The 22,407-nt window shown below is 61.6% G+C and carries 19 protein-coding genes; 7 read left to right on the forward strand and 12 right to left on the reverse strand.

Annotation, left to right across the window (positions count from 1 at the left end; translation table 11 throughout):
• The first annotated feature begins 3 nt into the window (after nt 1–3).
• The 4 genes from mmsB to DHB74_RS09990 all read left to right on the forward strand — a co-directional run bounded on the left by mmsB (nt 4) and on the right by DHB74_RS09990 (nt 3,472).
• Nucleotides 4–897: a 3-hydroxyisobutyrate dehydrogenase gene (mmsB, locus tag DHB74_RS09975; protein WP_499161354.1), complete on the forward strand. Its 894-nt coding sequence runs from the start codon at nt 4–6 to the stop codon at nt 895–897.
• Nucleotides 894–1,976, forward strand: coding sequence for an enoyl-CoA hydratase/isomerase family protein (locus tag DHB74_RS09980; RefSeq protein WP_499161355.1), 1,083 nt, complete (start codon nt 894–896; stop codon nt 1,974–1,976). The genes mmsB and DHB74_RS09980 overlap by 4 nt, the downstream gene beginning before the upstream one ends.
• A gap of 14 nt (nt 1,977–1,990) precedes the next feature.
• On the forward strand, nt 1,991–3,142 hold the full coding sequence (locus tag DHB74_RS09985; protein WP_499161356.1) for an acyl-CoA dehydrogenase family protein: 1,152 nt from the start codon (nt 1,991–1,993) through the stop codon (nt 3,140–3,142).
• Nucleotides 3,143–3,298: 156 nt separating this feature from the next.
• Nucleotides 3,299–3,472 carry a hypothetical protein gene (locus DHB74_RS09990; RefSeq protein ID WP_499161357.1) on the forward strand — a complete coding sequence of 58 codons (174 nt, stop codon included), beginning with the start codon at nt 3,299–3,301 and terminating at the stop codon, nt 3,470–3,472.
• Nucleotides 3,473–3,479: 7 nt separating this feature from the next.
• Here DHB74_RS09990 and DHB74_RS09995 read toward each other — a convergent pair whose 3' ends face one another.
• Together DHB74_RS09995 and DHB74_RS10000 are read right to left on the reverse strand one after the other, a co-directional pair.
• On the reverse strand, nt 3,480–4,121 hold the full coding sequence (locus tag DHB74_RS09995; protein ID WP_036990830.1) for a response regulator transcription factor: 642 nt from the start codon (nt 4,119–4,121) through the stop codon (nt 3,480–3,482).
• 17 nt (nt 4,122–4,138) lie between these two features.
• A complete protein-coding gene (locus DHB74_RS10000) occupies nt 4,139–5,590 on the reverse strand; it encodes a sensor histidine kinase (RefSeq protein ID WP_499161390.1) in 1,452 nt (483 codons plus the stop codon).
• 160 nt (nt 5,591–5,750) lie between these two features.
• Between DHB74_RS10000 and DHB74_RS10005 the strand changes: the two genes are divergently transcribed.
• The 3 genes from DHB74_RS10005 (at nt 5,751) to DHB74_RS10015 (ending at nt 9,894) form a co-directional block, all read left to right on the forward strand.
• Complete coding sequence (locus DHB74_RS10005; RefSeq protein ID WP_280165300.1) at nt 5,751–7,370, forward strand: acyl-CoA synthetase; 1,620 nt, start codon at nt 5,751–5,753, stop codon at nt 7,368–7,370.
• A gap of 145 nt (nt 7,371–7,515) precedes the next feature.
• Complete coding sequence (locus DHB74_RS10010) at nt 7,516–8,898, forward strand: solute carrier family 23 protein (protein WP_280165299.1); 1,383 nt, start codon at nt 7,516–7,518, stop codon at nt 8,896–8,898.
• A gap of 126 nt (nt 8,899–9,024) precedes the next feature.
• Nucleotides 9,025–9,894, forward strand: a complete 870-nt coding sequence (locus DHB74_RS10015) for an MBL fold metallo-hydrolase (RefSeq protein WP_280165298.1) — start codon at nt 9,025–9,027, stop codon at nt 9,892–9,894.
• A 4-nt stretch (nt 9,895–9,898) separates the two neighbouring features.
• Here DHB74_RS10015 and DHB74_RS10020 read toward each other — a convergent pair whose 3' ends face one another.
• The 10 genes from DHB74_RS10020 to accA form a co-directional block, all read right to left on the reverse strand.
• Complete coding sequence (locus DHB74_RS10020; protein WP_499161358.1) at nt 9,899–12,976, reverse strand: error-prone DNA polymerase; 3,078 nt, start codon at nt 12,974–12,976, stop codon at nt 9,899–9,901.
• Entirely contained in the window at nt 12,973–14,385 is a 1,413-nt protein-coding gene (locus DHB74_RS10025) for a Y-family DNA polymerase (protein ID WP_499161391.1), read from the reverse strand. Before DHB74_RS10025 ends, DHB74_RS10020 begins: the two co-directional genes overlap by 4 nt.
• Before the next feature lie 2 nt (nt 14,386–14,387).
• Complete coding sequence (imuA, locus tag DHB74_RS10030; protein ID WP_036990843.1) at nt 14,388–14,993, reverse strand: translesion DNA synthesis-associated protein ImuA; 606 nt, start codon at nt 14,991–14,993, stop codon at nt 14,388–14,390.
• A gap of 168 nt (nt 14,994–15,161) precedes the next feature.
• Nucleotides 15,162–15,854, reverse strand: a complete 693-nt coding sequence (gene ispD, locus DHB74_RS10035; RefSeq protein ID WP_499161359.1) for a 2-C-methyl-D-erythritol 4-phosphate cytidylyltransferase — start codon at nt 15,852–15,854, stop codon at nt 15,162–15,164.
• Nucleotides 15,847–16,122, reverse strand: coding sequence for a cell division protein FtsB (gene ftsB, locus DHB74_RS10040; RefSeq protein ID WP_036990845.1), 276 nt, complete (start codon nt 16,120–16,122; stop codon nt 15,847–15,849). The genes ispD and ftsB overlap by 8 nt, the downstream gene beginning before the upstream one ends.
• Nucleotides 16,123–16,149: 27 nt before the next feature.
• Nucleotides 16,150–17,439, reverse strand: coding sequence for a phosphopyruvate hydratase (gene eno / locus DHB74_RS10045; protein ID WP_074781120.1), 1,290 nt, complete (start codon nt 17,437–17,439; stop codon nt 16,150–16,152).
• A 59-nt stretch (nt 17,440–17,498) separates the two neighbouring features.
• Nucleotides 17,499–18,344, reverse strand: a complete 846-nt coding sequence (gene kdsA / locus DHB74_RS10050) for a 3-deoxy-8-phosphooctulonate synthase (protein ID WP_036990846.1) — start codon at nt 18,342–18,344, stop codon at nt 17,499–17,501.
• Nucleotides 18,345–18,355: 11 nt separating this feature from the next.
• A complete protein-coding gene (pyrG, locus tag DHB74_RS10055; protein WP_036990848.1) occupies nt 18,356–19,990 on the reverse strand; it encodes a CTP synthase in 1,635 nt (544 codons plus the stop codon).
• Between the two features lie 106 nt (nt 19,991–20,096).
• Nucleotides 20,097–21,422, reverse strand: a complete 1,326-nt coding sequence (tilS, locus tag DHB74_RS10060; protein WP_499161360.1) for a tRNA lysidine(34) synthetase TilS — start codon at nt 21,420–21,422, stop codon at nt 20,097–20,099.
• A gap of 1 nt (nt 21,423) precedes the next feature.
• Nucleotides 21,424–22,380 carry an acetyl-CoA carboxylase carboxyl transferase subunit alpha gene (gene accA, locus DHB74_RS10065; protein ID WP_036990853.1) on the reverse strand — a complete coding sequence of 319 codons (957 nt, stop codon included), beginning with the start codon at nt 22,378–22,380 and terminating at the stop codon, nt 21,424–21,426.
• Nucleotides 22,381–22,407 lie beyond the last annotated feature (27 nt).

A 22,407-nucleotide genomic window follows, 5' to 3' on the forward strand; every position in this document is an offset into this window, starting at 1 on the left:
CATATGAAAATCGGATTCCTTGGCCTCGGCAACATGGGCGGCCCCATGGCCCACAACCTCCTCAAGACTGGCCATGAACTGACTGTATTCGACCTGTCCGAAGCGGCGGTGGCCAATCTGGTAGAAGCCGGCGCCAGCGCGGCCCCCAGCATTGCTGCGCTGGCTGGCAATGATGTGGAAATGATCATCACCATGTTGCCCGCCGCCCAACATGTAAAAGGTGTCTATCTGGGCGAGGATGGTCTGCTAGCCAAGGTGGCTCCCGAGGTACGGTTGATCGACAGCTCCACCATCGATCCCATGAGCGCCCGGGAAGTAGCCACTGCCGCGGCAGCAAAGGGCAACCGCATGATCGATGCGCCGGTTTCCGGCGGTACCGGCGGTGCAGCGGCGGGCACCTTGACCTTCATGGTCGGCGGTGAACAGGCCGACTTTGATGCCGCCCTGCCGGTCTTGCAGGCCATGGGCAAGAACATCGTCTATTGCGGGCCAAGTGGCAATGGCCAGGTCGCCAAGGTGGCCAACAACATGCTGTTGGGCATTTCCATGATCGGCGCCGCCGAGGCCATGAACCTGGGCGTGTCCCTGGGCATGGACCCCAAGGTGCTGGCCGGCATCATCAACACCTCCAGTGGCCGCTGCTGGAGTACCGATACCTACAATCCCTACCCCGGCGTACTGGACAACGCTCCGGCGTCCCGCGGCTACACCGGCGGCTTCGGCACCGATCTGATGCTCAAGGACCTGGGCCTGGCCACCGAGGCTGCCAAGCAGGCACGCCAGCCGGTAGTGCTCGGCGCCCTGGCGCAGCAGTTGTACCAGACCTTCAGCGGCCAGGGTAATGGCGGGCTGGATTTCTCCGCCATCATCAAGATGTACAACGGAGCGATCGAATGACCGAGCAGAGCGTACTGGCCGAAGTGCGTAACGGCGTCGGCCACCTGACCCTCAACCGTCCGGCCGGGCTCAATGCCCTGAGCCTGGAGATGGTACGCGGCCTGCGCCAGCAACTGGACGCATGGCACGACGACCCGGACGTGCGTTTAGTCGTGCTGCGGGCCAATGGCGAAAAGGCCTTCTGCGCCGGCGGCGACATCCGTGGCCTGTATGACAGTTTCAAGGCGGGCGACGGTATGTACGTCACCTTCTTTGAAGAGGAGTACGCCATGGATCAGGTGCTCCATGGCTACCCCAAGCCCGTGCTGGCACTGATGGACGGCTTCGTGCTCGGCGGCGGCATGGGGCTGGCCCAGGCTGCCTCGCATCGCGTGGTCACCGAGCGGGTGAAGATGGGCATGCCGGAAACCGGTATTGGCTACTTCCCGGATGTGGGCGGCAGTTTTTTCCTGTCCCGCCTGGAGGGTGCCATCGGCCAGTACCTGGGCGTAACCGGCTCGCATATCCGCGCCGCCGATGCCCTGTACTGCGGCCTGGCCGACCACTGCATCAGCAGCGACCTCGTCACGGAGCTGGATCAGGCACTGAACAGCCAGAGCTGGTCGGATGACCCGGCACGCGATCTGGATCAGTTGCTGCACAAACGCGCCTCGCAGAAAATCCCCGGCTCAGAAATCAAGGCGCTGCGCTCGGCCATCGACCGGCACTTCAGCCATCCGGACATGCTCAGGATACGCGCGTCCCTGTCCAGCGAGGATTGCCCCGCCTATCAGGACTGGGCCGAACGCACCCTGGCAACCATCGACAGCAAATCACCGCTGGCCATGAATGTGACGCTGGAACTGCTGCGCCGCGGCCGCGAGCTGGACCTGGCGGACTGTTTCGCGCTGGAGCTGCATCTGGACCGCCAATGGTTCGCCAAGGGCGACATCATGGAAGGCGTGCGGGCGCTGATCGTCGACAAGGACAAGACCCCGCGCTGGAGCCCGCCGACCCTGGCTGAGGTAACAGCGGAACAGGTCGCGGCGTTCTTTGCCGGTTTCACCGCGCACAGCACTGATGAACGGCGTCAGGCCTGAGGGAGACACAGAAGATGCACGATATCGAGCTCAATGAAGACCAGCGCATGATCCGCGACATGGCCCGCCAGTTCGCCCAGAGCGAATTGGCGCCGCGCGCCGCCGAATGGGACAAGTCCGGCTGGATCGACGACGCTGTGGTACGCCAGATGGGCGAATTGGGCCTGCTGGGCATGGTGGTGCCGGAAGAATGGGGCGGCAGCTATGTCGATTATGTTGCCTATGCCTTGGCCGTAGAAGAAATCGCCGCCGGTTGCAGCGCCACCGGCGCAATGATGAGTATCCACAACTCGGTGGGCTGCGGTCCTGTGCTCAAGTTCGGCACTCCTGAGCAACAGGAAGCCTGGTTGCCCGATCTCGCTGCCGGCAAGGTCATTGGCTGTTTCGCCTTGACCGAACCCCAGGCCGGCTCCGAAGCGCACAACCTGCGCACCCGGGCGGTACTGGACAATGGCGAATGGGTGATCAACGGTGCCAAGCAGTTCGTCAGCAACGCCAAGCGGGCGCAGTTGGCCATCGTCTTTGCGGTGACCGACCCGGAGCTGGGCAAGAAAGGCCTGTCGGCGTTTCTCGTCCCCACCGACAACCCTGGCTTCAAGATCGAGCGCATGGAGCACAAGATGGGCATCCGCGGCTCGGATACCTGCGCCGTGACCCTGGATAACTGCCGCATTCCCGAAGCCAACCTGCTCGGGCCGCGCGGCAAGGGGCTGGCCATCGCCCTGTCCAACCTGGAAGGCGGCCGTATCGGCATCGCCGCCCAGGCCCTGGGTATCGCCCGCTCGGCCTTCGAGGCGGCGCTGACCTACGCCCGCGAACGCACCCAATTTGGTGTGGCCCTGACCGAGCACCAGAGCATAGCCAACATGCTGGCCGACATGCACACCCGCCTCAATGCGGCACGCCTGTTGATCCTGCATGCAGCACGGCTGCGCACCGAAGGCATACCCTGCCTCTCGGAAGCCTCCCAAGCCAAGCTGTTCGCCAGCGAGATGGCCGAAGACGTCTGTTCCAAGGCGGTGCAGATCCATGGCGGCTACGGTTATCTTGAGGACTACCCGGTGGAGCGGCTGTATCGTGACGCGCGGATTACCCAGATCTACGAAGGTACAAGTGAGATCCAGCGGCTGTTAATTGCCCGGGAGTTGAAGAACTACGCATTGTAAGGATGGAAACGGCCGGGCCCCACGCCCGGCCGCCAATAAAAAAATACCGCCCGGATCGTTTATTAACGGAGTCTCGACTAACAATAAAGTGCGCAGCTGATACACTCAGCCAGCGCAAGACAAAAACAACAAAAAATAAAGCAGGAACCTGATGTCATGCATAAACACTATGTCAATGCCGTTAGCATCGTCGCCTTTTTCATTGCTCTGCTGACCGTGCTGTCCATTATCGCCGTGCACCGCACCAATGTGGCCCATGCCAACCAGCCGGCCGGCATTCCCTGTCATACCCTGAGCTGTCACGCCATGAATCCAGGCCACTGGCTCTAACCTAGCCTCATCTCGCCTGTAGTTTGAACGGCTCGATCAGCCCCACGCCGATCGCCATACCTACCAGCGCCGGCAGGCTCGTGGCCTGCATCCGCTTCATCACCCGTGAGCGGTACAGGTCCACGGTCTTGACGCTGATGCCCAATTGCTCGGCAATCTCCCGGTTGCTGTAGCCCTGCACCAGCGGCAGCAGTACGTCGCGCTCCCGGGCGGTGAGCTGTTGCATACGTTCACGCACCGGATCACCCTGCCTCTGATCGACCACCGGTGCCTGGTACAGCCGCAGCGCACGCTGGACGCTGTCGAGCAGTAACTGCTCGTTATAGGGCTTCTCGATGAAATCCACTGCCCCACCGCGAAAAGCCCGCACCACAATGGGCACATCGGCATGGGCGCTGACGAAAATCACCGGCAGCTTGCTGCCTCGCTCGCGCAGCGCGTCCTGTACTGCCAGCCCGCCCATGCCGGGCATGCGTATATCCAGCAGCACACAGGCCGGCAGCTCTTCCAGGCAATGGTCAAGAAATGCCTGGCCACTGGTGAAGGGCAACGCTTGCAATCCGACCGACTCGAGCAGCCACACCGTGGAGTCCAACATCCCCTGATCGTCATCCACCACGTACACTCGCTGCTGCCGATCCAGCTCCATATCGCTTCTCCTGATCATTATTCTTGTATAAAGCCTACGTCCTGCAGCGCTGGCAGCCAGCTATGCAGGCACAACCCGCCCCGCTCGTCGCGCAGCGCCTCCAATCCCCCGCCGAAGCTCTCGACGATGCTCTGACTCATGGATAATCCCAGCCCCAAGCCGTCGGGCTTGCTGGTATAGAACGGCGTGAACATGCTGTTCAACTGTTCATCACTGGCACCTGGCCCCTGATCGATAACCTGCAGATCCACCCGGCGTTCGTCTGCACTCAGCCGCAGATAGACCTGTGATGGCGTATCCGGGTACTTGTCCCGGTTAGCCTCGATGGCATTGCGTAGCAGGTTGAGCAACACCTGCTGCAACAGAATGGGATCGACATGGACGTCCGGCAGAGCTTCGTCGATCTGCTGGATGATTTCCACCTGCTGTTGCTGCGCCTCCCAGGCGCACAGGCGCACTGCATCCTGCGCCAGCAGTGCGGGGCTGATGCGCTGACCGCGGCGCGGCCCCTTGCGCAGGAAGGCACGCATGCGCTTGATCACCTCTGCCGCATGCTGGGCATGGCTGGCAATACGCTCAAGTCCCTGGGCCAGACGCCGGCCCGGCTCGCCACCCGGCTCCAGCGCCGCCAGATAGCGTTGACTGGCGGCGGCGTAATTGACGATGGCGGCCAGCGGCTGGTTGATTTCATGGGCGATACCGGAGGCCAGCTCACCGAGCGTCGCCAATCGCGTGGCATGTGCCAGCTCATCCTGCAGACGGCGGCTGTGCTCTTCACTGCGAATACGTTCGGTAATATCCCGCGACACACTGACAACCTCCACCACCTTGCCGGTATAAGTCTCCCGTATCGCCCGGCTGGCGGTTTCGAACCACAGATAGTGGCCGTCACGATGGCGGATCCGGTAACTGATGGTCAGATAGCCGTCCTGCTCAAGCGCGCTGTCATAGCGCTGCCTGATCTCGTCCCGCTCCTGGGGATGGAACAGATCGTGGATCTGCGTACCACGCAACTGCTCCGGCCATCGGCCAAGCAGCGCCCAGGCCGCAGGGGAAGCATCCAGAAACGTGCCTTCGGGCGTATGCCGGGAAATCAGATCCGTGGTGTTCTCGATGATCAACCGGTACAGACGCCGAGCGACCACTGCCTGCTGCTCATTGTTCAACGCCTCGGTAGCGTCTCGGGCACGGGCCAGTATCCGGTCGCTGGCCACCGGAATGAAGGTCCACAACAGATGTCGCTGACCGGGCGTTTGCACGGGCACCTCACTGATAGCCCGCTGCTGGCCGAGCGCTGCCGTTATCAGCTGCGCATGGTTGTGGGGCAACAGAATATCCGGCGCATTACCCGCAGCGAGCAGATCGTGCATGGCCGGGTTCCAACCGCACATCCTGCCGCTGGCATCGAACAAGCACGTCGGTTGCGGATCAGCAGCCTGCAGCAGGGAGGCATGCCCCTGATCCGACATGATTTTATCAGGCACCAGATCACCTTATAGTAATTATACCTATAGACCTTGGTAATACTTCCATAACAATTCCAGCTGGGATATAAACTACCCCATAAATATACGGCATTCTCGAATGGCCGTTATCAACAAGAGCTAACAAATGCCAAGGATACGATCCATGTCCATATATCAGGAAGGCCTGTCCGCTGGTGCGGTCAACCATACCGCCTTGTCGCCCCTCGGTTTCATCGAACGCGCTGCCAACGTCTATCCTCACTACCCTGCCGTGGTACATGGTGCCGTTCGGCGCACCTGGGCCCAGACCTATGACCGTTGCCGTCGTCTGGGATCGGCGCTGCAGGGCCGAGGCATCGGCAAGGGCGACACGGTAGCGGTCATGCTGCCGAATATTCCGGAAATGCTCGAAGCGCATTTCGGTGTCCCGATGATCGGGGCGGTGCTCAATACTCTGAACGTACGCCTGGATGCCGAGGCCATCGCCTTCATGCTGCAGCACGGTGAAGCCAAGGTACTGATCGCCGATCGCGAGTTCTTCGATATCGTGCACGCCGCTATCGGCATGCTTGATCACCCACCGCTGGTGATCGATGTAAACGACCCGGAGTACGGCGAGGGACAAGCCAATAGCGCCCTGGATTACGAGGCATTCCTTGCCGAAGGCGATCCCGAGTTCGTCTGGCAGGGGCCGGATGATGAGTGGGATGCGATCAGTCTCAACTACACCTCGGGGACCACCGGCAACCCCAAGGGAGTGGTTTACCATCACCGCGGCGCCTTCCTCAATGCCATGGGCAACCAGATGACCTGGAACATGGGTCAGCATCCGGTCTACCTGTGGACGCTACCCATGTTCCACTGCAATGGCTGGTGCTACCCCTGGACAGTCACCGCCATGGCCGGTGTGCATGTATTCCTGCGCCGGGTCGATCCGCAGAAGATTCTCAACCTGATCCATGATGAGCAGGTCACCCATATGTGCGGTGCGCCCATCGTGCTCAATGCCCTGGTGAACATGCCGCCGGAAGCCAAAGCTGCCATCGACCACCCGGTACATACCATGGTTGCCGGTGCGGCGCCGCCCGCCAAGGTGATTGGCGCGGTGGAAGAAATGGGCATCAAGGTCACCCATGTATACGGGCTGACCGAGACCTACGGCCCGGTCACCGTGTGCGCCTGGCATGGTCATTGGGATGAATTGCCACTGGACGAACGCGCCCGTATCAAGGCCCGCCAGGGTGTGCGTTACCCGACTCTGGAAGGGGTCATGGTCGCTGATCCACAGACCCTGCAGCCGGTGCCCCGCGATGGCGAAACCATTGGTGAGATCTTCATGCGCGGCAACACCGTCATGAAAGGTTATTTGAAGAACCCCTCAGCGACCGCTGAGGCCTTCGAAGGCGGCTGGTTTCACACCGGCGACCTGGGCGTATGGCATGCCGATGGCTATCTCGAGGTCAAGGACCGGCTCAAGGACATCATTATCTCCGGTGGCGAAAACATCTCCACCATCGAGGTGGAAGGTACGCTCTACCGCCATCCCGATATCCTGGAAGCGGCAGTGGTGGCCAGGCCCGATGAGAAGTGGGGTGAAACACCCTGCGCATTCGTCACCTTGAAAGCCGGGCATCAGGCCAGCGAAGCAGACATCATCCATTTCTGCCGGGATCATCTGGCCGCGTTCAAGATACCGAAGAACGTGGTCTTTACCGAGCTGCCGAAAACTTCCACTGGCAAGATCCAGAAATACGTTCTGCGCGACTGGGCCAAGGCAGTCTGATGCGAGCTCTGCCGTAACTCGCCAGGCGTCCCGCGACTACCGCCTCGGGGCGTCTGGCAGCCAAGACTCTGTTTCACAACAACAATAAGCCGACCGATGGTCAGGCCAAGAGGCCTGCGCATTCCGTTGGGCACAGGAGTACTGCATGCAAGTCTACAAACGCACCGATGGTGCCGAACAACCCTTCTGGCCTTGCGGCCCCTTCAAGATTCGCCTGCCCTTCATCCATTACCGCTGGGAAATGGCCGAAATGCTCCAGGCCCTGATCATGTTTGTGGTCAGCCTCGGCATGATCCCGCTACTGCAGACCTATCTCGGCCTGCCCTATGATGTAGCGCTGGCCTATGTGGTGGTCTGTGGTGTCGGTTTCATGCTGCCGGCGCTACTCGGCGTGCCTTTTGTCCCCGGTTGGATCACCCCCGGTATTCCCGTGGTTCTGCTGTTCCTCGGTGATTTCGAACCCGGCCCGGAAGCCATTCAGGCCTTATTCGCCTTGCAGTTTCTGGTGTTTGTCATCTTCCTGTTCCTCGGTATCACACGCCTCGGTAGTGTACTGGTCCGGCTGATTCCGAACTCGATGAAGGGCGGCATCATCATTGGCGCCGGTATTGCCGCACTCATTGGTGAAATCGAGACCGGTGGACGGCTGGCTGCCACACCCTTTTCTCTGGTAATCGGCAGTCTGGTCTGTCTTTACTTGATGTTCTCAGTGTCCTTCAAGGGGTTGACCGAGCGGGTTCCATTTGCGCGCAAAGTGGTCAACTACGGCATGGTACCCGGCATGCTTGTGGCCATCTTCGTAGGTATCACCACCGGCGAATATGAGATGCCGGATGTCCGCTTCGGCATCACCGCACCGGCCTTCGCCGAGATGTGGAACTACCTGCCATTCACCCTTGGCTTCCCGGATGCAAAAGTGTTCATGCTGGCCATACCCACGGCGGTCATTGCCTACATCATCGCCTTTGGCGACATCATTGTCGGCCAATCTCTGATGCAGCGCGCTGACGAGCTGCGCACCGACGAAGTGATCGAGAACAACATTGACCGGGTGCATCTGGTGACTGCCGTCCGCAATGCAATGCATGCGTTTTTCGCGCCCTCTCCCGGTCTGGCCGGTCCTTTGTGGACGGCCGTTGCTGCCACCATGGCGGAACGCTACAAATATGGTCGCCATGCCATGGAGTCGATCTACAGCGGTGCCGGCACCTTCTGGATTACCGGCTTTCTGGCGCTGTTTCTGCTGCCGCTGGTGAGCTTCTTCCAGCCGGTCCTGCCGATCGCCCTGTCGCTGACACTGATTCTCACCGGCTATATCTGCCTGATGGTCGGTTTCGAGCAGCTCAACAATAATACCGAGCGCGGCATTGCCGGCACCATGGGCGTGGTACTGGCGGTGTATGGCGCAGGCTGGGGGCTGGCCGCCGGCGCCGCGCTGTATATCCTGATCGAGCGTACCCACCTGTTGAAGTTCCGCAGCCCGAGTGACCTCGATCAGCCGGAAGCGGAACAGGAGCAGCCCAGATGAGTAACACTACCGAACTGCCACTCCGCCGATTCAGCTGGCAGCCATTCCATGCGTCGATCGAGAATACTTTCACGCGGTAATTGATTACCGCCGCCGGCCCGGGCCGGCGGCGGCTGGAGAATAGCTATGCGTACTTTCACCACCCTTGAAGGCAACAGCCAGCGCCTGGATGGCGGGGCCATGTTCGGTAACGCCCCCAAGGCCCTCTGGTCACGCTGGGTCGAGACCGATGAGCACAACCGCATCGCCCTGAGCTGTCGTGCCCTGCTGGTGCAGGAAAACGATCGCAATATTCTTATCGAGACGGGTATCGGTGCCTTTTTCTCGCCGCAGATGAAAGAGCGCTACGGCGTGGTCGAGGATCATCATGTGCTGCTCGACAATCTGGCCGAGATCGGATTGAGTCATGCGGACATTGATGTGGTGGTGTTGACACATCTGCATTTCGATCACGCCGGTGGCCTGCTGAGTCCCTGGCAGGCCGATCAACCACCCCAATTGTTGTTTCCCAAGGCCACCTTCATTACCGGCCAGCGCCATTGGGCGCGAGCCCGCCGACCGCACCCGCGGGATCGTGCGTCCTTCATTCCCGAGCTGCTCGGGCTGCTCGAAGCCAGCGGCCGGCTGGAGCTGATCCAGGACGGTGATGGCTCCGCCACGCTGGGGCCGGACTGGCGGTTCCGCTTCAGCGACGGACATACCCCGGGGCTGATGCTGCCCGAATTCGATATGCCCGACGGCCCGGTGGTGTTTCCCGGCGATCTGATCCCCGGCGCGCCCTGGGTGCACCTGCCAATCACCATGGGATATGACCGTTTTCCCGAGATCCTGATCGGGGAAAAGGAAGCGCTGCTCAATGACATGGTTGCCACGAACGGCCGACTGGTTTTCACCCATGACGCGCAGATGGCCGTGGCACATATCGAGCGAGACGGAGAATCCGGACGCTTCCGGGTGCGTGATACGTCCGGCAACCTGCAGTACGCCAGCAACTGACGCATCAGTGAAAATCCCGGCTACGGGTCGCCAGACCGTTGAGCATGTCTGTCAGGTCAACCAGCCGGGAGGCGATCAGATGACGCACTCCCTCCTTGGTTTCCAACCGGCCATAGACCTGCAACATGCTGGAATGCACCAGCTCCTTGCGTTGGCGCTCGGCCAGCGCACGCCAGACCACGACATTGACCATGCCATGCTCGTCTTCCAGGGTGACGAAGGTCACCCCGCTGGCAGTGCCGGGGCGCTGGCGACCGGTCACCAACCCGGCGACCGTCACCGGGCGGCCGTGCTCCAGGCTACGCAATTCGTTCGAATCCCGGCAGCGCAGCTGGCGTAATTTTGGTCGCAAGATAGCCATGGGATGGCGTCCCATGGTGGTGCCGACCAGTGCATAGTCGGCCTGCATCTCTTCGGCTTCCGATGGCAGGGGTAAGGTTACTGCGGCTTCCCTGATTGCCGGCTGCCCGGCAAACAGCGGCAGCTGGGGTTCGATGCCAGCCACAGCCCAGCGCGCCCGGTGCCGATTACCTGCCAATCCCCGCAACGCTCCGGCGTCCGCCAGCAGATCCCGGGCCCGGGCATGCAACCCGGCCCGCCGGCTCAGATCGGTGACATCGGTAAAGGGTTGCTGCTGGCGGGCCTGCTCGATACGCCCCGCATCCTCGACATGGAAACCGCGCACCATACGCAACCCCAGACGAATACCCAGTTCGCCATCCCGGCCAGGCTCCAGCGAGCAATCCCAGGCGCTGTAACGCACATCCACTGGAAAGGTCTCGATACCGTGACGCCGGGCATCCTGCAGCAACTGATCGGGACTGTAGAAACCCATCGGCCAGCTGTTGATCAGCGCACAGGCAAAGGCCGCCGGTTCATGGCATTTGAGCCAGCTGCTGGCGTAGGTCAGCAAGGCGAAACTGGCCGAGTGGGATTCAGGAAAGCCGTACTCGCCAAAGCCCTTGATCTGCTCGAAGATGCGCTCGGCGAACTCGATGTCATAGCCGCGCTCCAGCATGCCCCGGGTGAGCTTTTCCCGATGCGGTTCCAGCCCGCCGCGGCGCTTCCAGGCGGCCATGGAGCGGCGCAGCTCGTCCGCTTCTCCGGCGCTGTAACCGGCGGCGACTATGGCTATCTCCATGACCTGTTCCTGGAACAGGGGCACGCCGAGAGTGCGTTTGAGTACCTTTTCCAGCGCGGGGGAAGGATAGGTCACCAGTGCCTTATCATTACGCCGTTGCAGATACGGATGCACCATATCGCCTTGGATCGGGCCGGGCCGGACGATGGCTACTTCGATGACCAGGTCGTAGAACTCCCGGGGGCGCAGTCTCGGCAACATGCTCATCTGCGCCCGGGATTCGATCTGGAATACACCGATGGTGTCGGCCCGACTGATCATGTCATAGGTCAGCTCGTCATCCGCCGGAATGGTCGCCAGGGTCAGTTCGCGCCCCCGGTAATGACGGACCAGATCGAAGCAGCGGCGCAGCGCGGTAAGCATGCCCAGCGCCAGGATATCCACCTTGAGCAGGCCGACGGCGTCCAGGTCATCCTTGTCCCACTGGATGATGGTGCGCCCATCCATGGCAGCGTTTTCCACCGGTACCAGGGTATCCAGCGGTTGCTCGGAGATGACGAAGCCGCCGGGATGCTGGGACAGATGCCGGGGAAAACCGATCAGCTGTCCACTCAGGGTCAGCACCCGGTGCACTATCGGACTGTCCGGATCGAAACCGGCCTCGCGCAGCCGCTCCGGTGTGGGGATATGATCGCTCCAGCGCCCACAACAACGGGCCAAGGTATCGACTTGCTCGGCCGGCAGCCCCAGCGCCTTGCCTACATCGCGCACGGCGCCAGCGGCGTGGTAGCTGCTGACCACGGCGGTCAGTGCGGCCCGGCGGCGGCCATAGCGGCGGAACACATACTGGATCACTTCTTCACGCCGCTCGTGTTCGAAGTCCACATCGATGTCCGGCGGCTCATTGCGCTCGCGGGACAGGAAACGCTCGAACAGCAGGTTGCTGTGCGCCGGATCGATCTCGGTGATGCCCAGGGCAAAGCACACTGCCGAGTTGGCCGCCGAGCCACGTCCCTGACAGAGAATATGCTGGCTGCGGGCGAAGCTGACGATGTCATGCACGGTCAGAAAATAGCTTTCATATTCCAGGTCGCAAATCAGCGTCATTTCTGTCTCGATCTGCCCGCGCAGTTTGGCGGAAATACCGGCGGGCCAGCGCCAGGCGATACCCTCCTCGGTCAGCTGTCGCAACCAGGACGCCGGGGTATGCCCTGCCGGCACCAGTTCACGGGGGTAATGGTATTTCAGATCATCAAAATCGAACTGGCAGCGTTCGGCGATACGCAGCGTCTCGGCCAGCAATGCCGCCGGATAGATATCGACCAGCCCCGCGCGGCTGCGCAGATGCCGTTCACCATTGGCAAACAGGCGGTGGCCGGCCTCGTCCACCCGGCAGTGATGCCGAATGGACGTGATGGTGTCCTGCAATGCCCGACGCCCACGAGCGTGCATATGCACATCCCCGGCGGCCACCGCCGGGACATCCAGACTGGCGGCCAATGCTTGCAGCCGGGCCAGGCGCTGATCATCATCGGGCCCTCGATGCAGCTCGATAGCCAACCACAGGGTGGCGGGAAATCGCTCTTTCAGCCAGACACCGGTACTCACGTCCTCCTTCTCTGTCGGCAACCATAACGCCAGCAACCCGGACATATCGACGTCGATATCCTCACGCAGCAGCCGATAGCATCCCTTCTCCGCACGCCGCCGGGCCAGGGTGATCAACTGGCACAGTCGTTGATAGCCCTGCAGGTTCTCCACCAGCAACACCAGCTTCGGCCCGTTCTCTACCTGCATTTCACTGCCGACGATCAGCGGCAGCTGGTGTTCCTTGGCCGCCTGCCAGGCCCGCACGATGCCGGCCAGGGTACATTCATCAGTGATCGCCAGAGCTTGATAACCGTGCTGACGCGCTCGGGCAAACAGTTCATCGGCACTGGAGGCACCCCGCTGAAAGCTGAAGTTGCTCAGGCAATGCAACTCGGCATAGGCCGCGCTCATGCGAACCAGCCTTGCAGCATGAACGGCCCCGAGCCGTCGACCGCGCGCCAGACCCAGGCCCGACGCCCGTCCCGGGTGCGGACCAAATAGTAATCCCGCCGCAGATCGCCGGCATCCCACCAGCCCGACTCGATGCGCTCGGGGCCCGCGATAATTTCGGGGACCAGGTCATTGAGCGGCTGCGGCTCGGTCAGCAACCAGCCCGGCCGCGGCCGGCCATCGTGCTGCCCTGCTCTGCCGCCCGTCACATCGGTACGCCAACTGTGCTCCGGACGGTGATCAGCCACGGCGGCCAGCCCATACACGGCCTGGTCTCCCAGGCGGGCACGCAATCGTTCACGCAGCTGCTCCCAGGGCTGGGATTGTTGCGGCCGTTCGACAAAGAGTGTTTGTGACTGCGGTACGAAATCCGGCAGGTTCGGTGCCGACAGGCGCAGCGCCAGTACCGGGGCGGGCAGCTGTAGCTGTTCCAGGCGGCCGCGCGCCACATCGAACAATAACTGGGTATCACGCTCCGGCGTCAGCAGGCCCACCGGCACCGCGGTGGCAGCCAGACTGCGGTGCTCCAGCGCCAGCATGAATTGCTGCACGCCGCAGTCCCGGCCAGCAAGGAAGGCATGCAGATCGGCAATCAACCGGCGTAGCGGAAACAGCAACGCCTGGTGGTTGTTGACCTCGAAGTTGAATTCGATCCGGGCAGCAAATTCATCAGCCGGCTGGAAGTTGCCGAGCGCCAGCGGCTGATGACCCAGCAGCGTATCCAGATGCCACAGCACATCCTTGGGGAAACGCCGCCCCAGCGTATCCCGGGGCAATACCAGCAGCTGTTTCACCCGCCGCAGCCCCATGCGGGCCAGGGCTGACACGATGTCGGCCGGCAAGCCACAGCGACTGATGGGCAGGCGTTCGACTTCCCTCTGCAGGGCAACATCGTCCACCGCCAGGCCGTCATGCACATTGGCCAACATCCGCGCCGCCGCCGGGTTGGGCGCCAATACGATGCGGTGCTGAAAGCCCAGCTCAGTCAGTTCGGTGCGCAAACGTTCTTCAAAACGTGGCCAGGGGCCGAACAGCCCCAGACTGGACTCGATTTCCAACAGCAGAGCCCGCGGATAATCCAGGCTGACATGGGAGCTGAAACGATAAGCCCAGGCGGCCAGGAAATGTTGCCAGTGATCGATCTGCTGTTGATCATACTCGGCCACGGCAAAACCACTGGTCAGTGCCTGCGCGGCAATCAGCGTCTGACCGGGCTTGAGCCCCAGCTGACGGGCTGCGGGATTGACTGCCCGGATGATTCGACGCTGCGCCGGACCGGCCACCAGCACCAGCGGCTGGGCCTGATCGTCACGGCTGCGCGATACGCCATCCAGCGCCAGTTGAGTGAGCAGAATACAGGCCCAGCGCATGGTCAGAGCGCAACCGACTGACCCGGCACCAGCGCGCCCCGGCATTTGAGCACCCGCACTTGTCGTGGCTGGCAATCCACTGCCAGACGCAGGGCGGCTGGCGACGGATTGACCGCCTCGCGCAGAGAACGGCAGGCAAACCCCAGGGTCTGACCGGTCGCGGCCGCCAGTTGCAAGCGGCGCAACCCACGATCATCGATGCGCTGCGGCCAGCACAACACCGCCGCGCAGCTGCCCGAGCGCAGACATTGCTCCGCCGCCCACAGTGACTCCCGCTCGGGCGCATCGATCAAGGTCATCCAGCGCAGGTCGACTCCAGCCTGGAGCCAGGCGTGGGGATAGGGAACATGAGGCGGTGCCACCAGCACGATCCGTTCCCCCGCCCGGGTCAGTCGCGCCAGGGTCGGCCACAACAACTGCAGTTCTCCCGCGCCAGGCGCCGCCAGCAGAATCTCACTGAGCGCCGCCTCCGGCCAACCACCGCCGGGCAGCAGCGCATCCAACTGCGGGTGACCGGTGGGCTGAGCCGCAGCTGGCGTGGCCTCGCCCCGCCCTTTCCATACCCGCTGCTGGCGCAACAGGGCATCGAGCGACACCACTGCGCTCATCGGCCCGGCTCCAAAAGCAAGGCAGCAGAGTCAACCTGCACAAACCGAATAGGAGAGGAATAACCAACCATGAGGATACCGTTACACTGTATAGGCATACAGCATATTGAGTACCCCAACCGCGGTCAATCTGCAGTGGATGAATGGATGCCTGGGGTGGTCATCAACTCAACGCCGCCGGAGAAACTCCAGATCTTCCGGCCGGGTGACCTTGATATTGTCTGCCCGCCCTTCCACCAGACGCGGCGCCTGGCCGGCCCATTCCATGGCCGAGGCCTCATCGGTGATCGCCACGCCGGCCGCCAGCGCGTCGCTTAACGCTGTGCGCAGCGCACCGAGGCGGAACATCTGCGGGGTATAGGCCTGCCAGAACAATGAACGATCCGGAGTAGAACTGACCCGACCGTCCGGTCCGGCCTGTTTCAAGGTGTCGCGCACCGGCACCGCCAGCAGCCCGCCGACGGGATCATGCTGCAGCGCAGCCAGCAGCGTCTGCAGATCGGACTGAGCCAGATTGGGCCGGGCGGCGTCATGCACCAGCACCCAGTCCTGCTCCCCGGCGCCCAGCGCCGTGAGCGCCTGCAGTCCGTTGAGCACCGAGTCGGCTCGTTCACGGCCACCATCGGCCCGGGTAATGCGTGGATCACGCGCGCAGGCCAGTTCCGGCCACCATTCATCAGTTGGCGACAGGCAAACCACCAGGCCGGATAATCCGGGCTGGTCGAGAAAACAGTCGAGGGTATGTTCGATCAGACAGCGCCCATTCAAGGGCAGATATTGCTTGGGACGATCGGCGCGCATGCGCGAGCCGACGCCGGCAGCAGGAATGACCACCCAGAAAGACAGCGGGTGGTCAGTCATTACCGCTCAGCTGGAACAGGGTTTCGCCTTCCTTGACCATGCCCAGCTCATGCCGGGCACGTTCTTCGATGGTTTCCAGCCCCTGCTTAAGCTCGATGACCTCTGCGGTGAGCACGCGATTGCGCTCCAGCAGCTTCTCATTCTCGCTCTGCTGACTGGCGATGTCCTGCTTGAGCTGGGTGACATGCGCCAGACTACCCTCGCCCACCCACAGTCGATACTGTAGGGCGGCGAGCAAGGCCAGTGATATCACCCAGAGCCATTTCAAACGGGCAGTCTCCCCGGAAGCCGATTATCAGCCACGAAACTCGGCACGGCCCTTGTAAGGCGCCTGACCAGCCAGTTGCTCTTCGATACGCAGCAGCTGGTTGTACTTGGACACCCGGTCGGAGCGGCACAGCGAGCCGGTCTTGATTTGACCAGCAGCGGTACCCACCGCCAGGTCGGCGATGGTGTGATCTTCGGTTTCACCGCTGCGATGCGAAATCACCGCAGTGAAGCCAGCCGCCTTGGCCATCTGGATGGCTTCCAGGGTTTCTGTCAGCGAGCCGATCTGGTTGAACTTGATCAGGATGGAATTGCCGATTTTCTCGTCAATACCGCGCTTGAGGATCTTGGTATTGGTCACGAACAGATCGTCACCGACCAGTTGCACCTTGGCCCCGATCTTGTCGGTCAGCACTTTCCAGCCAGCCCAGTCGGATTCGTCCATGCCGTCTTCGATGGAGATAATCGGATAACGTTGGCTCAGGCCCGCGAGGTAGTCAGCAAAACCGGCAGCATCGAATGCCTTGCCTTCACCGGCCAGGTCATACTTTCCATCCTTGTAGAACTCGCTGGCAGCGCAATCCAAGGCCAGGGTTACGTCTTCACCCAGCTTGTAACCGGCATTGGCAACCGCTTCGGCAATGGCACCCAGAGCATCTTCGTTGGACGCCAGGTTCGGTGCGAAACCGCCCTCGTCACCTACCGAGGTGCTCAGACCGCGCGCCTGCAGTACCGCCTTGAGATGATGGAAGATCTCGGTGCCCATGCGCAGCGCATCAGCGAATGTCTTGGCGCCTACCGGCTGGACCATGAACTCCTGGATATCGACGTTATTGTCGGCGTGCTCACCACCGTTGATGATATTCATCATCGGCACCGGCATGCTGTACTGGCCGGGTGTGCCGTTCAGATCGGCAATGTGTGCATACAGCGGCACGCCCTTGGCCTGGGCAGCGGCCTTGGCAGCGGCCAGGGAGACCGCGAGAACGGCGTTGGCGCCCAGCTTGGCTTTGTTCTCGGTACCATCCAGCTCAATCATGGCGCGATCCAGACCGGTCTGATCCAGCGCATCACGGCCGACCAGCAGTTCACGGATGGGACCATTGATATTGGCAACGGCTTTCAATACGCCCTTGCCCAGGTAGCGGCTCTTGTCGCCATCGCGCAGTTCCAGCGCTTCACGGGAACCGGTGGAGGCACCGGAGGGGGCGCAGGCACTGCCGAGGATGCCGCCTTCCAGAATCACATCCGCTTCAACGGTCGGGTTACCGCGCGAGTCCAGTACTTCACGACCCTTGATTTCAATGATCTTCGCCATGATTGCTGCTTTCTCCATCTGAAACATGCTTTAAGAAGTTAAAGGGGTTTGCCTGCCGCTCAGGCAGTTTCAAGTTGCGGGAAGCCCTTTACCAGATCATCCAGCGCCTTGAGCTGGGTGAGAAAGGGTTCCAGCTTGTCCAGCCGCAGGGCGCAAGGGCCGTCGCACTTGGCATTGTCCGGGTCCGGGTGCGCTTCGAGAAACAGACCGGCCAGGCCCTGGCTCATGCCGGCCTTGGCCAGATCAGTGACCTGGGCGCGCCGTCCGCCCGCCGAGTCGCTGCGCCCGCCGGGCATCTGCAGCGCGTGGGTCACATCGAAGAATACCGGATACTCGAACTGCTTCATGATGCCGAAGCCGAGCATGTCCACTACCAGGTTGTTGTAACCAAAGCTGGAGCCCCGTTCGCAGAGAATCAGCTGATCGTTACCGGCCTCTTCGCATTTTGTCAGGATGTGCTGCATTTCCTGGGGCGCCAGAAACTGCGCCTTCTTGATGTTGATAACCGCGTCGGTCTTGGCCATGGCCACCACCAGATCGGTCTGCCGGGACAGGAAGGCTGGCAGCTGGATGATGTCACATACTTCGGCCACCGGCGCCGCCTGATGCGGCTCGTGCACGTCGGTAATGATCGGTACCTTGAAGGTCTGTTTGATCTCTTCGAAGATCTTCAAACCTGCTTCCATGCCCGGACCACGATAGGAGTTGATCGACGAGCGATTGGCCTTGTCGAAGCTGGCCTTGAACACGTACGGGATACCCAGCTTGCGGGTAACCTCGACGTATTCTTCGCAGATACGCATGGCCAGATCACGGGACTCCAGCACGTTCATGCCGCCAAACAGCACGAACGGCTTATCGTTGGCTATATCGATGTCGCCAACGCGGACTATCTTCTGCGCCATAGCGTAGATCCTCAGGCTTTCTTGGCTGCACGCTGCTTCAGCGCGGCATTGACGAAGCCGCTGAACAGCGGATGACCATCACGCGGCGTGGAGGTGAACTCGGGGTGGAACTGACAGGCGACGAACCAGGGGTGATCCTCGACCTCGACCATTTCCACCAGCGCACCATCCATCGACCGCCCGGACACTTTCAGGCCACTCTTCTGCAATTCAGGCAACAGGTTGTTGTTGACCTCGTAGCGGTGACGGTGACGCTCGACGATCACATCCTGGCCGTAGCAGTCGCGGGCCTTGCTGCCGGCTTCCAGGGCGCATTCCTGCGCGCCCAGGCGCATGGTACCGCCCAGGTCGGAAGACTCGTCACGGGTCTGCATTTCGCCGGTGGCGGTCTGCCATTCGGTGATCAGACCAACTACCGGATGCTTGGAAGTCTTGTCGAATTCGGTGGAGTTGGCATCATCCCAACCCAGGATATTGCGGGCGAACTCGATGACTGCCACCTGCATACCCAGGCAGATACCCAGATAGGGAATCTTGTTTTCCCGGGCATAGCGCACGGCGGCAATCTTGCCTTCGACGCCGCGCAGGCCGAAGCCACCCGGCACCAGAATGGCATCCACATCTTCCAGCTGGCCAGTGCCATTCTCCTCGATGATTTCCGAGTCGATATAACGCACATTGACCTTGGTGCGGCTCTGGATGCCAGCGTGGCTCAGGGCTTCGATCAGCGATTTGTAGGCATCCAGCAACTCCATGTACTTACCGACCATGGCGATGGTGACTTCCTTCTCCGGATGCAGCTTGGCATCCACCACCCGCTCCCACTCGGACAGATCGGCACTGCCGCATTCCAACCCGAAACGCTCGGCGACATAATCATCCAGGCCCTGGGCATGCAGGATGCCGGGGATGCGGTAGATGGTGTCGGCGTCCGGCAGGCTGATGACCGCACGCTCCTCGACGTTGGTGAACAGGGCGATCTTGCGCCGGGAGGCCAGGTCGATCGGATGATCGGAGCGGCACACCAGCACGTCGGGCTGCAGACCAATGGAGCGCAGTTCCTTGACCGAATGCTGGGTCGGCTTGGTCTTGGTTTCGCCGGCGGTGGCGATATAGGGCACGAGTGTCAGGTGCATCAGCATGGCGCGTTTGGCGCCCACTTCCAGACGCAGCTGGCGGATGGCTTCGAGGAACGGTTGCGACTCGATGTCACCCACGGTGCCGCCCACTTCGACCATGGCCACATCGGCATCGCCGGCGCCACGGATGATGCGGGTCTTGATTTCATCGGTGATATGCGGAATCACCTGGATGGTGGCACCCAGATAATCACCACGGCGCTCCTTGCGCAGCACGTCTTCATAGACGCGACCAGTGGTGAAATTATTGTTCTGGGTCATGCGGGTACGAATGAAGCGCTCGTAGTGCCCCAGGTCCAGATCGGTCTCGGCCCCATCATGGGTGACGAAGACTTCGCCGTGCTGGAACGGGCTCATGGTACCCGGATCCACGTTGATGTAGGGATCCAGCTTGAGCATGGTGACCTTGAGGCCACGTGCTTCGAGAATCGCCGCCAGGGATGCCGAGGCGATGCCCTTGCCCAAAGAAGATACAACACCACCCGTGACGAAGATGTAGCGCGTCATGAAAAACCCGTAGATTGAAGTTAGGCGACCGCAGTCGCAAGGAATCGAAGGGAGACCAAAGTCTCGTCAAGATGGGAAGTCAGGATACCAGACAGCCCCACCTTGCTCAATCTAAAACCGGCTCCCAGCACACACTGAATCCGGCCTCACTGGAGCCTGCTGCTGCCCCTTCGGCCGTCCAGCGGCCAGCCACCGAAATCAGTTGGTTGTCGCAGTATAGCAAGGGGATTGCCGGCCGCAGCCAGACTGGAATGCCAGCCTGCTGGAACAGATCCTTGAGACTCTGACGCGGCCGACCGGGCAGCTTGATTTGCTCACCACCACATCGATAGCCGATGCGCCAGACACCCTCCCGGATCGCGATGCCAGCACCGGGCCGCAGATACAGGCGGCCATTGCCTGCCGTCAGCCGGGTGTCGATCAATTGCGCCAGCGGCTGCTCGACCCCGGCGGGTACCCCTCCAGCCGGCAACAACCACAGGCGTCCCGACGAACGGTGTAGCTGCGCGCCGTCCACTTGCACGACCGGCTGACCGTCCGGCGCAGCGCCGAGCTGACTCATCAAGCTGTGCAGATGGCGCTGGTCCGGCAGCCTGATGGCATGGCTGTGCAACCAATAACGCAGCAGGTTCTTTTGCCGTGCCGCAGTCAAGGTGGCGAGGATCGTCATGTCCAGACTGGGCCAGCAACACAGCCAGTCATCGATCACTCCACCCGCCGCCAGCGATAGGTCTTCAGCGGCCCGCTCATCCAGCAGTTCGTTAGCTTCGGCCGCATGCTCGGCCAGCCGCAGCAGGTTCTGCGGCATGCTCGGCCAGCGCTGGCGTAACTGTGGCAGCAGTTCGTGGCGCAGGGCGGTGCGGGCGTAACGCGGATCGGCGTTGGCCGGATCATCGATCCATTTCAATTGTTGACAGCGGGCCCAGCCAGCGAGCTGTTGGCGCGACCAAGGCAGCAGCGGCCGCAACAGCTGACCTGCGCCCAATACGCGGCTGCTCGGCATACCTGCCAGCCCGCGCAGACCGGTGCCGCGCAGCAGGCGAAACAACAGGGTTTCCAGCTGGTCATCGGCGTGATGGGCCAACAGCAGCCAGTCTCCGGTCTCCAGCAACCGCTCGAACACGCCATAGCGGGCATCCCGCGCCAGTTCCTCGATGCTACCGCCGCCTGGCAGCTGCACCCGCTCGATATGCAGGGGAATATCCCGGGCAGCACATTCGCGTGCGCAATGCTCAGTCCAGCGGTCCGCATCGGTGTGCAGGCCGTGATGTACATGAATGGCTTTGAGAGGGGGCAGCGGATGGTCGCGGCGCAGTTGCACCAGGGCGTCCAGCAGCACCATGGAATCCAGCCCACCGGACAACCCCAACCAGCAGGCCGGGGCGTCCCTACAGGGCGCCAGCTGTTGCAGCAGCCCCTGCAGAGTGAACATGTTACTTGATACCGAAAGCCATCAGGCGCTCGTAGCGACTGTCCAGCAGTTCTTCGGCAGACTGCTCGTCCAGCTTCGCCAGCTCGGCAAGCAGTTGCTGCTTGATCCGCGCCGCCATGGTTTCCGGCTCGCGATGAGCGCCACCCAGCGGTTCGGGGATCAGATTATCGACCAGACCCAGTTCCTGCAGGCGGCTGGCGGTAACCCCCATGGCCTCAGCAGCGTCGGACGCCTTCTCGGCCTTCTTCCACAGAATCGAGGCGCAGCCTTCGGGCGAGATCACCGAGTAGATGGAATACTGCAGCATCATCAGCCGGTCGCAGACACCGATAGCCAGCGCGCCACCGGAGCCGCCCTCACCGATAACGGTAGAGATGATCGGTGTCTTCAGACGCGACATGACCTGCAGGTTCCAGGCGATGGCCTCACTCTGGCCACGCTCTTCGGCATCAATGCCGGGATAAGCGCCGGGGGTGTCGATGAATGTTAGGATCGGCATATTGAAGCGCTCGGCCATCTGCATCAGGCGGCAGGCCTTGCGATAGCCTTCGGGCTTGGGCATGCCGAAGTTGCGACGGACCTTTTCCTTCACGTCACGGCCCTTCTGATGGCCGATAATCATCACCGGCCGGCCGTCCAGGCGGGCAATACCACCCACGATGGCGGCATCATCGGCAAAGTGACGATCGCCATGCAGCTCTTCGAAATCGGTAAAGATGTGGCGGATGTAGTCCAACGTATAAGGGCGCTGCGGATGCCGGGACATCTGAGCCACCTGCCAGCTCGACAGGTTGGAGAAAATGCTCTCGGTGAGCGAACGGCTCTTGTCCTGCAGACGGGTGATTTCTTCGGTGATATTCAGCGAATTGTCGCTGCCCACCAGACGCAGCTCTTCGATCTTGGCCTGCAAGTCGGCAATCGGCTGTTCAAATTCGAGGTATTTCTGGCTCTTGATCATAAGCGTCGATTATCCGCGTGGCCCCGC

Source organism: Pseudomonas sp. G11-1, assembly GCF_024031555.1.
Taxonomy (GTDB): domain Bacteria; phylum Pseudomonadota; class Gammaproteobacteria; order Pseudomonadales; family Pseudomonadaceae; genus Halopseudomonas; species Halopseudomonas bauzanensis.

Coding starts and splice junctions, on each gene's coding strand:
- mmsB (WP_499161354.1), top strand. CDS start 4: ATGAAAATCGGATTCCTTGGCCTCGGCAACATGGGCGGCCCCATGGCC.
- DHB74_RS09980 (WP_499161355.1), top strand. CDS start 894: ATGACCGAGCAGAGCGTACTGGCCGAAGTGCGTAACGGCGTCGGCCAC.
- DHB74_RS09985 (WP_499161356.1), top strand. CDS start 1,991: ATGCACGATATCGAGCTCAATGAAGACCAGCGCATGATCCGCGACATG.
- DHB74_RS09990 (WP_499161357.1), top strand. CDS start 3,299: ATGCATAAACACTATGTCAATGCCGTTAGCATCGTCGCCTTTTTCATT.
- DHB74_RS09995 (WP_036990830.1), bottom strand. CDS start 4,121: ATGGAGCTGGATCGGCAGCAGCGAGTGTACGTGGTGGATGACGATCAG.
- DHB74_RS10000 (WP_499161390.1), bottom strand. CDS start 5,590: ATGTCGGATCAGGGGCATGCCTCCCTGCTGCAGGCTGCTGATCCGCAA.
- DHB74_RS10005 (WP_280165300.1), top strand. CDS start 5,751: ATGTCCATATATCAGGAAGGCCTGTCCGCTGGTGCGGTCAACCATACC.
- DHB74_RS10010 (WP_280165299.1), top strand. CDS start 7,516: ATGCAAGTCTACAAACGCACCGATGGTGCCGAACAACCCTTCTGGCCT.
- DHB74_RS10015 (WP_280165298.1), top strand. CDS start 9,025: ATGCGTACTTTCACCACCCTTGAAGGCAACAGCCAGCGCCTGGATGGC.
- DHB74_RS10020 (WP_499161358.1), bottom strand. CDS start 12,976: ATGAGCGCGGCCTATGCCGAGTTGCATTGCCTGAGCAACTTCAGCTTT.
- DHB74_RS10025 (WP_499161391.1), bottom strand. CDS start 14,385: ATGCGCTGGGCCTGTATTCTGCTCACTCAACTGGCGCTGGATGGCGTA.
- imuA (WP_036990843.1), bottom strand. CDS start 14,993: ATGAGCGCAGTGGTGTCGCTCGATGCCCTGTTGCGCCAGCAGCGGGTA.
- ispD (WP_499161359.1), bottom strand. CDS start 15,854: ATGACTGACCACCCGCTGTCTTTCTGGGTGGTCATTCCTGCTGCCGGC.
- eno (WP_074781120.1), bottom strand. CDS start 17,439: ATGGCGAAGATCATTGAAATCAAGGGTCGTGAAGTACTGGACTCGCGC.
- kdsA (WP_036990846.1), bottom strand. CDS start 18,344: ATGGCGCAGAAGATAGTCCGCGTTGGCGACATCGATATAGCCAACGAT.
- pyrG (WP_036990848.1), bottom strand. CDS start 19,990: ATGACGCGCTACATCTTCGTCACGGGTGGTGTTGTATCTTCTTTGGGC.
- tilS (WP_499161360.1), bottom strand. CDS start 21,422: ATGTTCACTCTGCAGGGGCTGCTGCAACAGCTGGCGCCCTGTAGGGAC.
- accA (WP_036990853.1), bottom strand. CDS start 22,380: ATGATCAAGAGCCAGAAATACCTCGAATTTGAACAGCCGATTGCCGAC.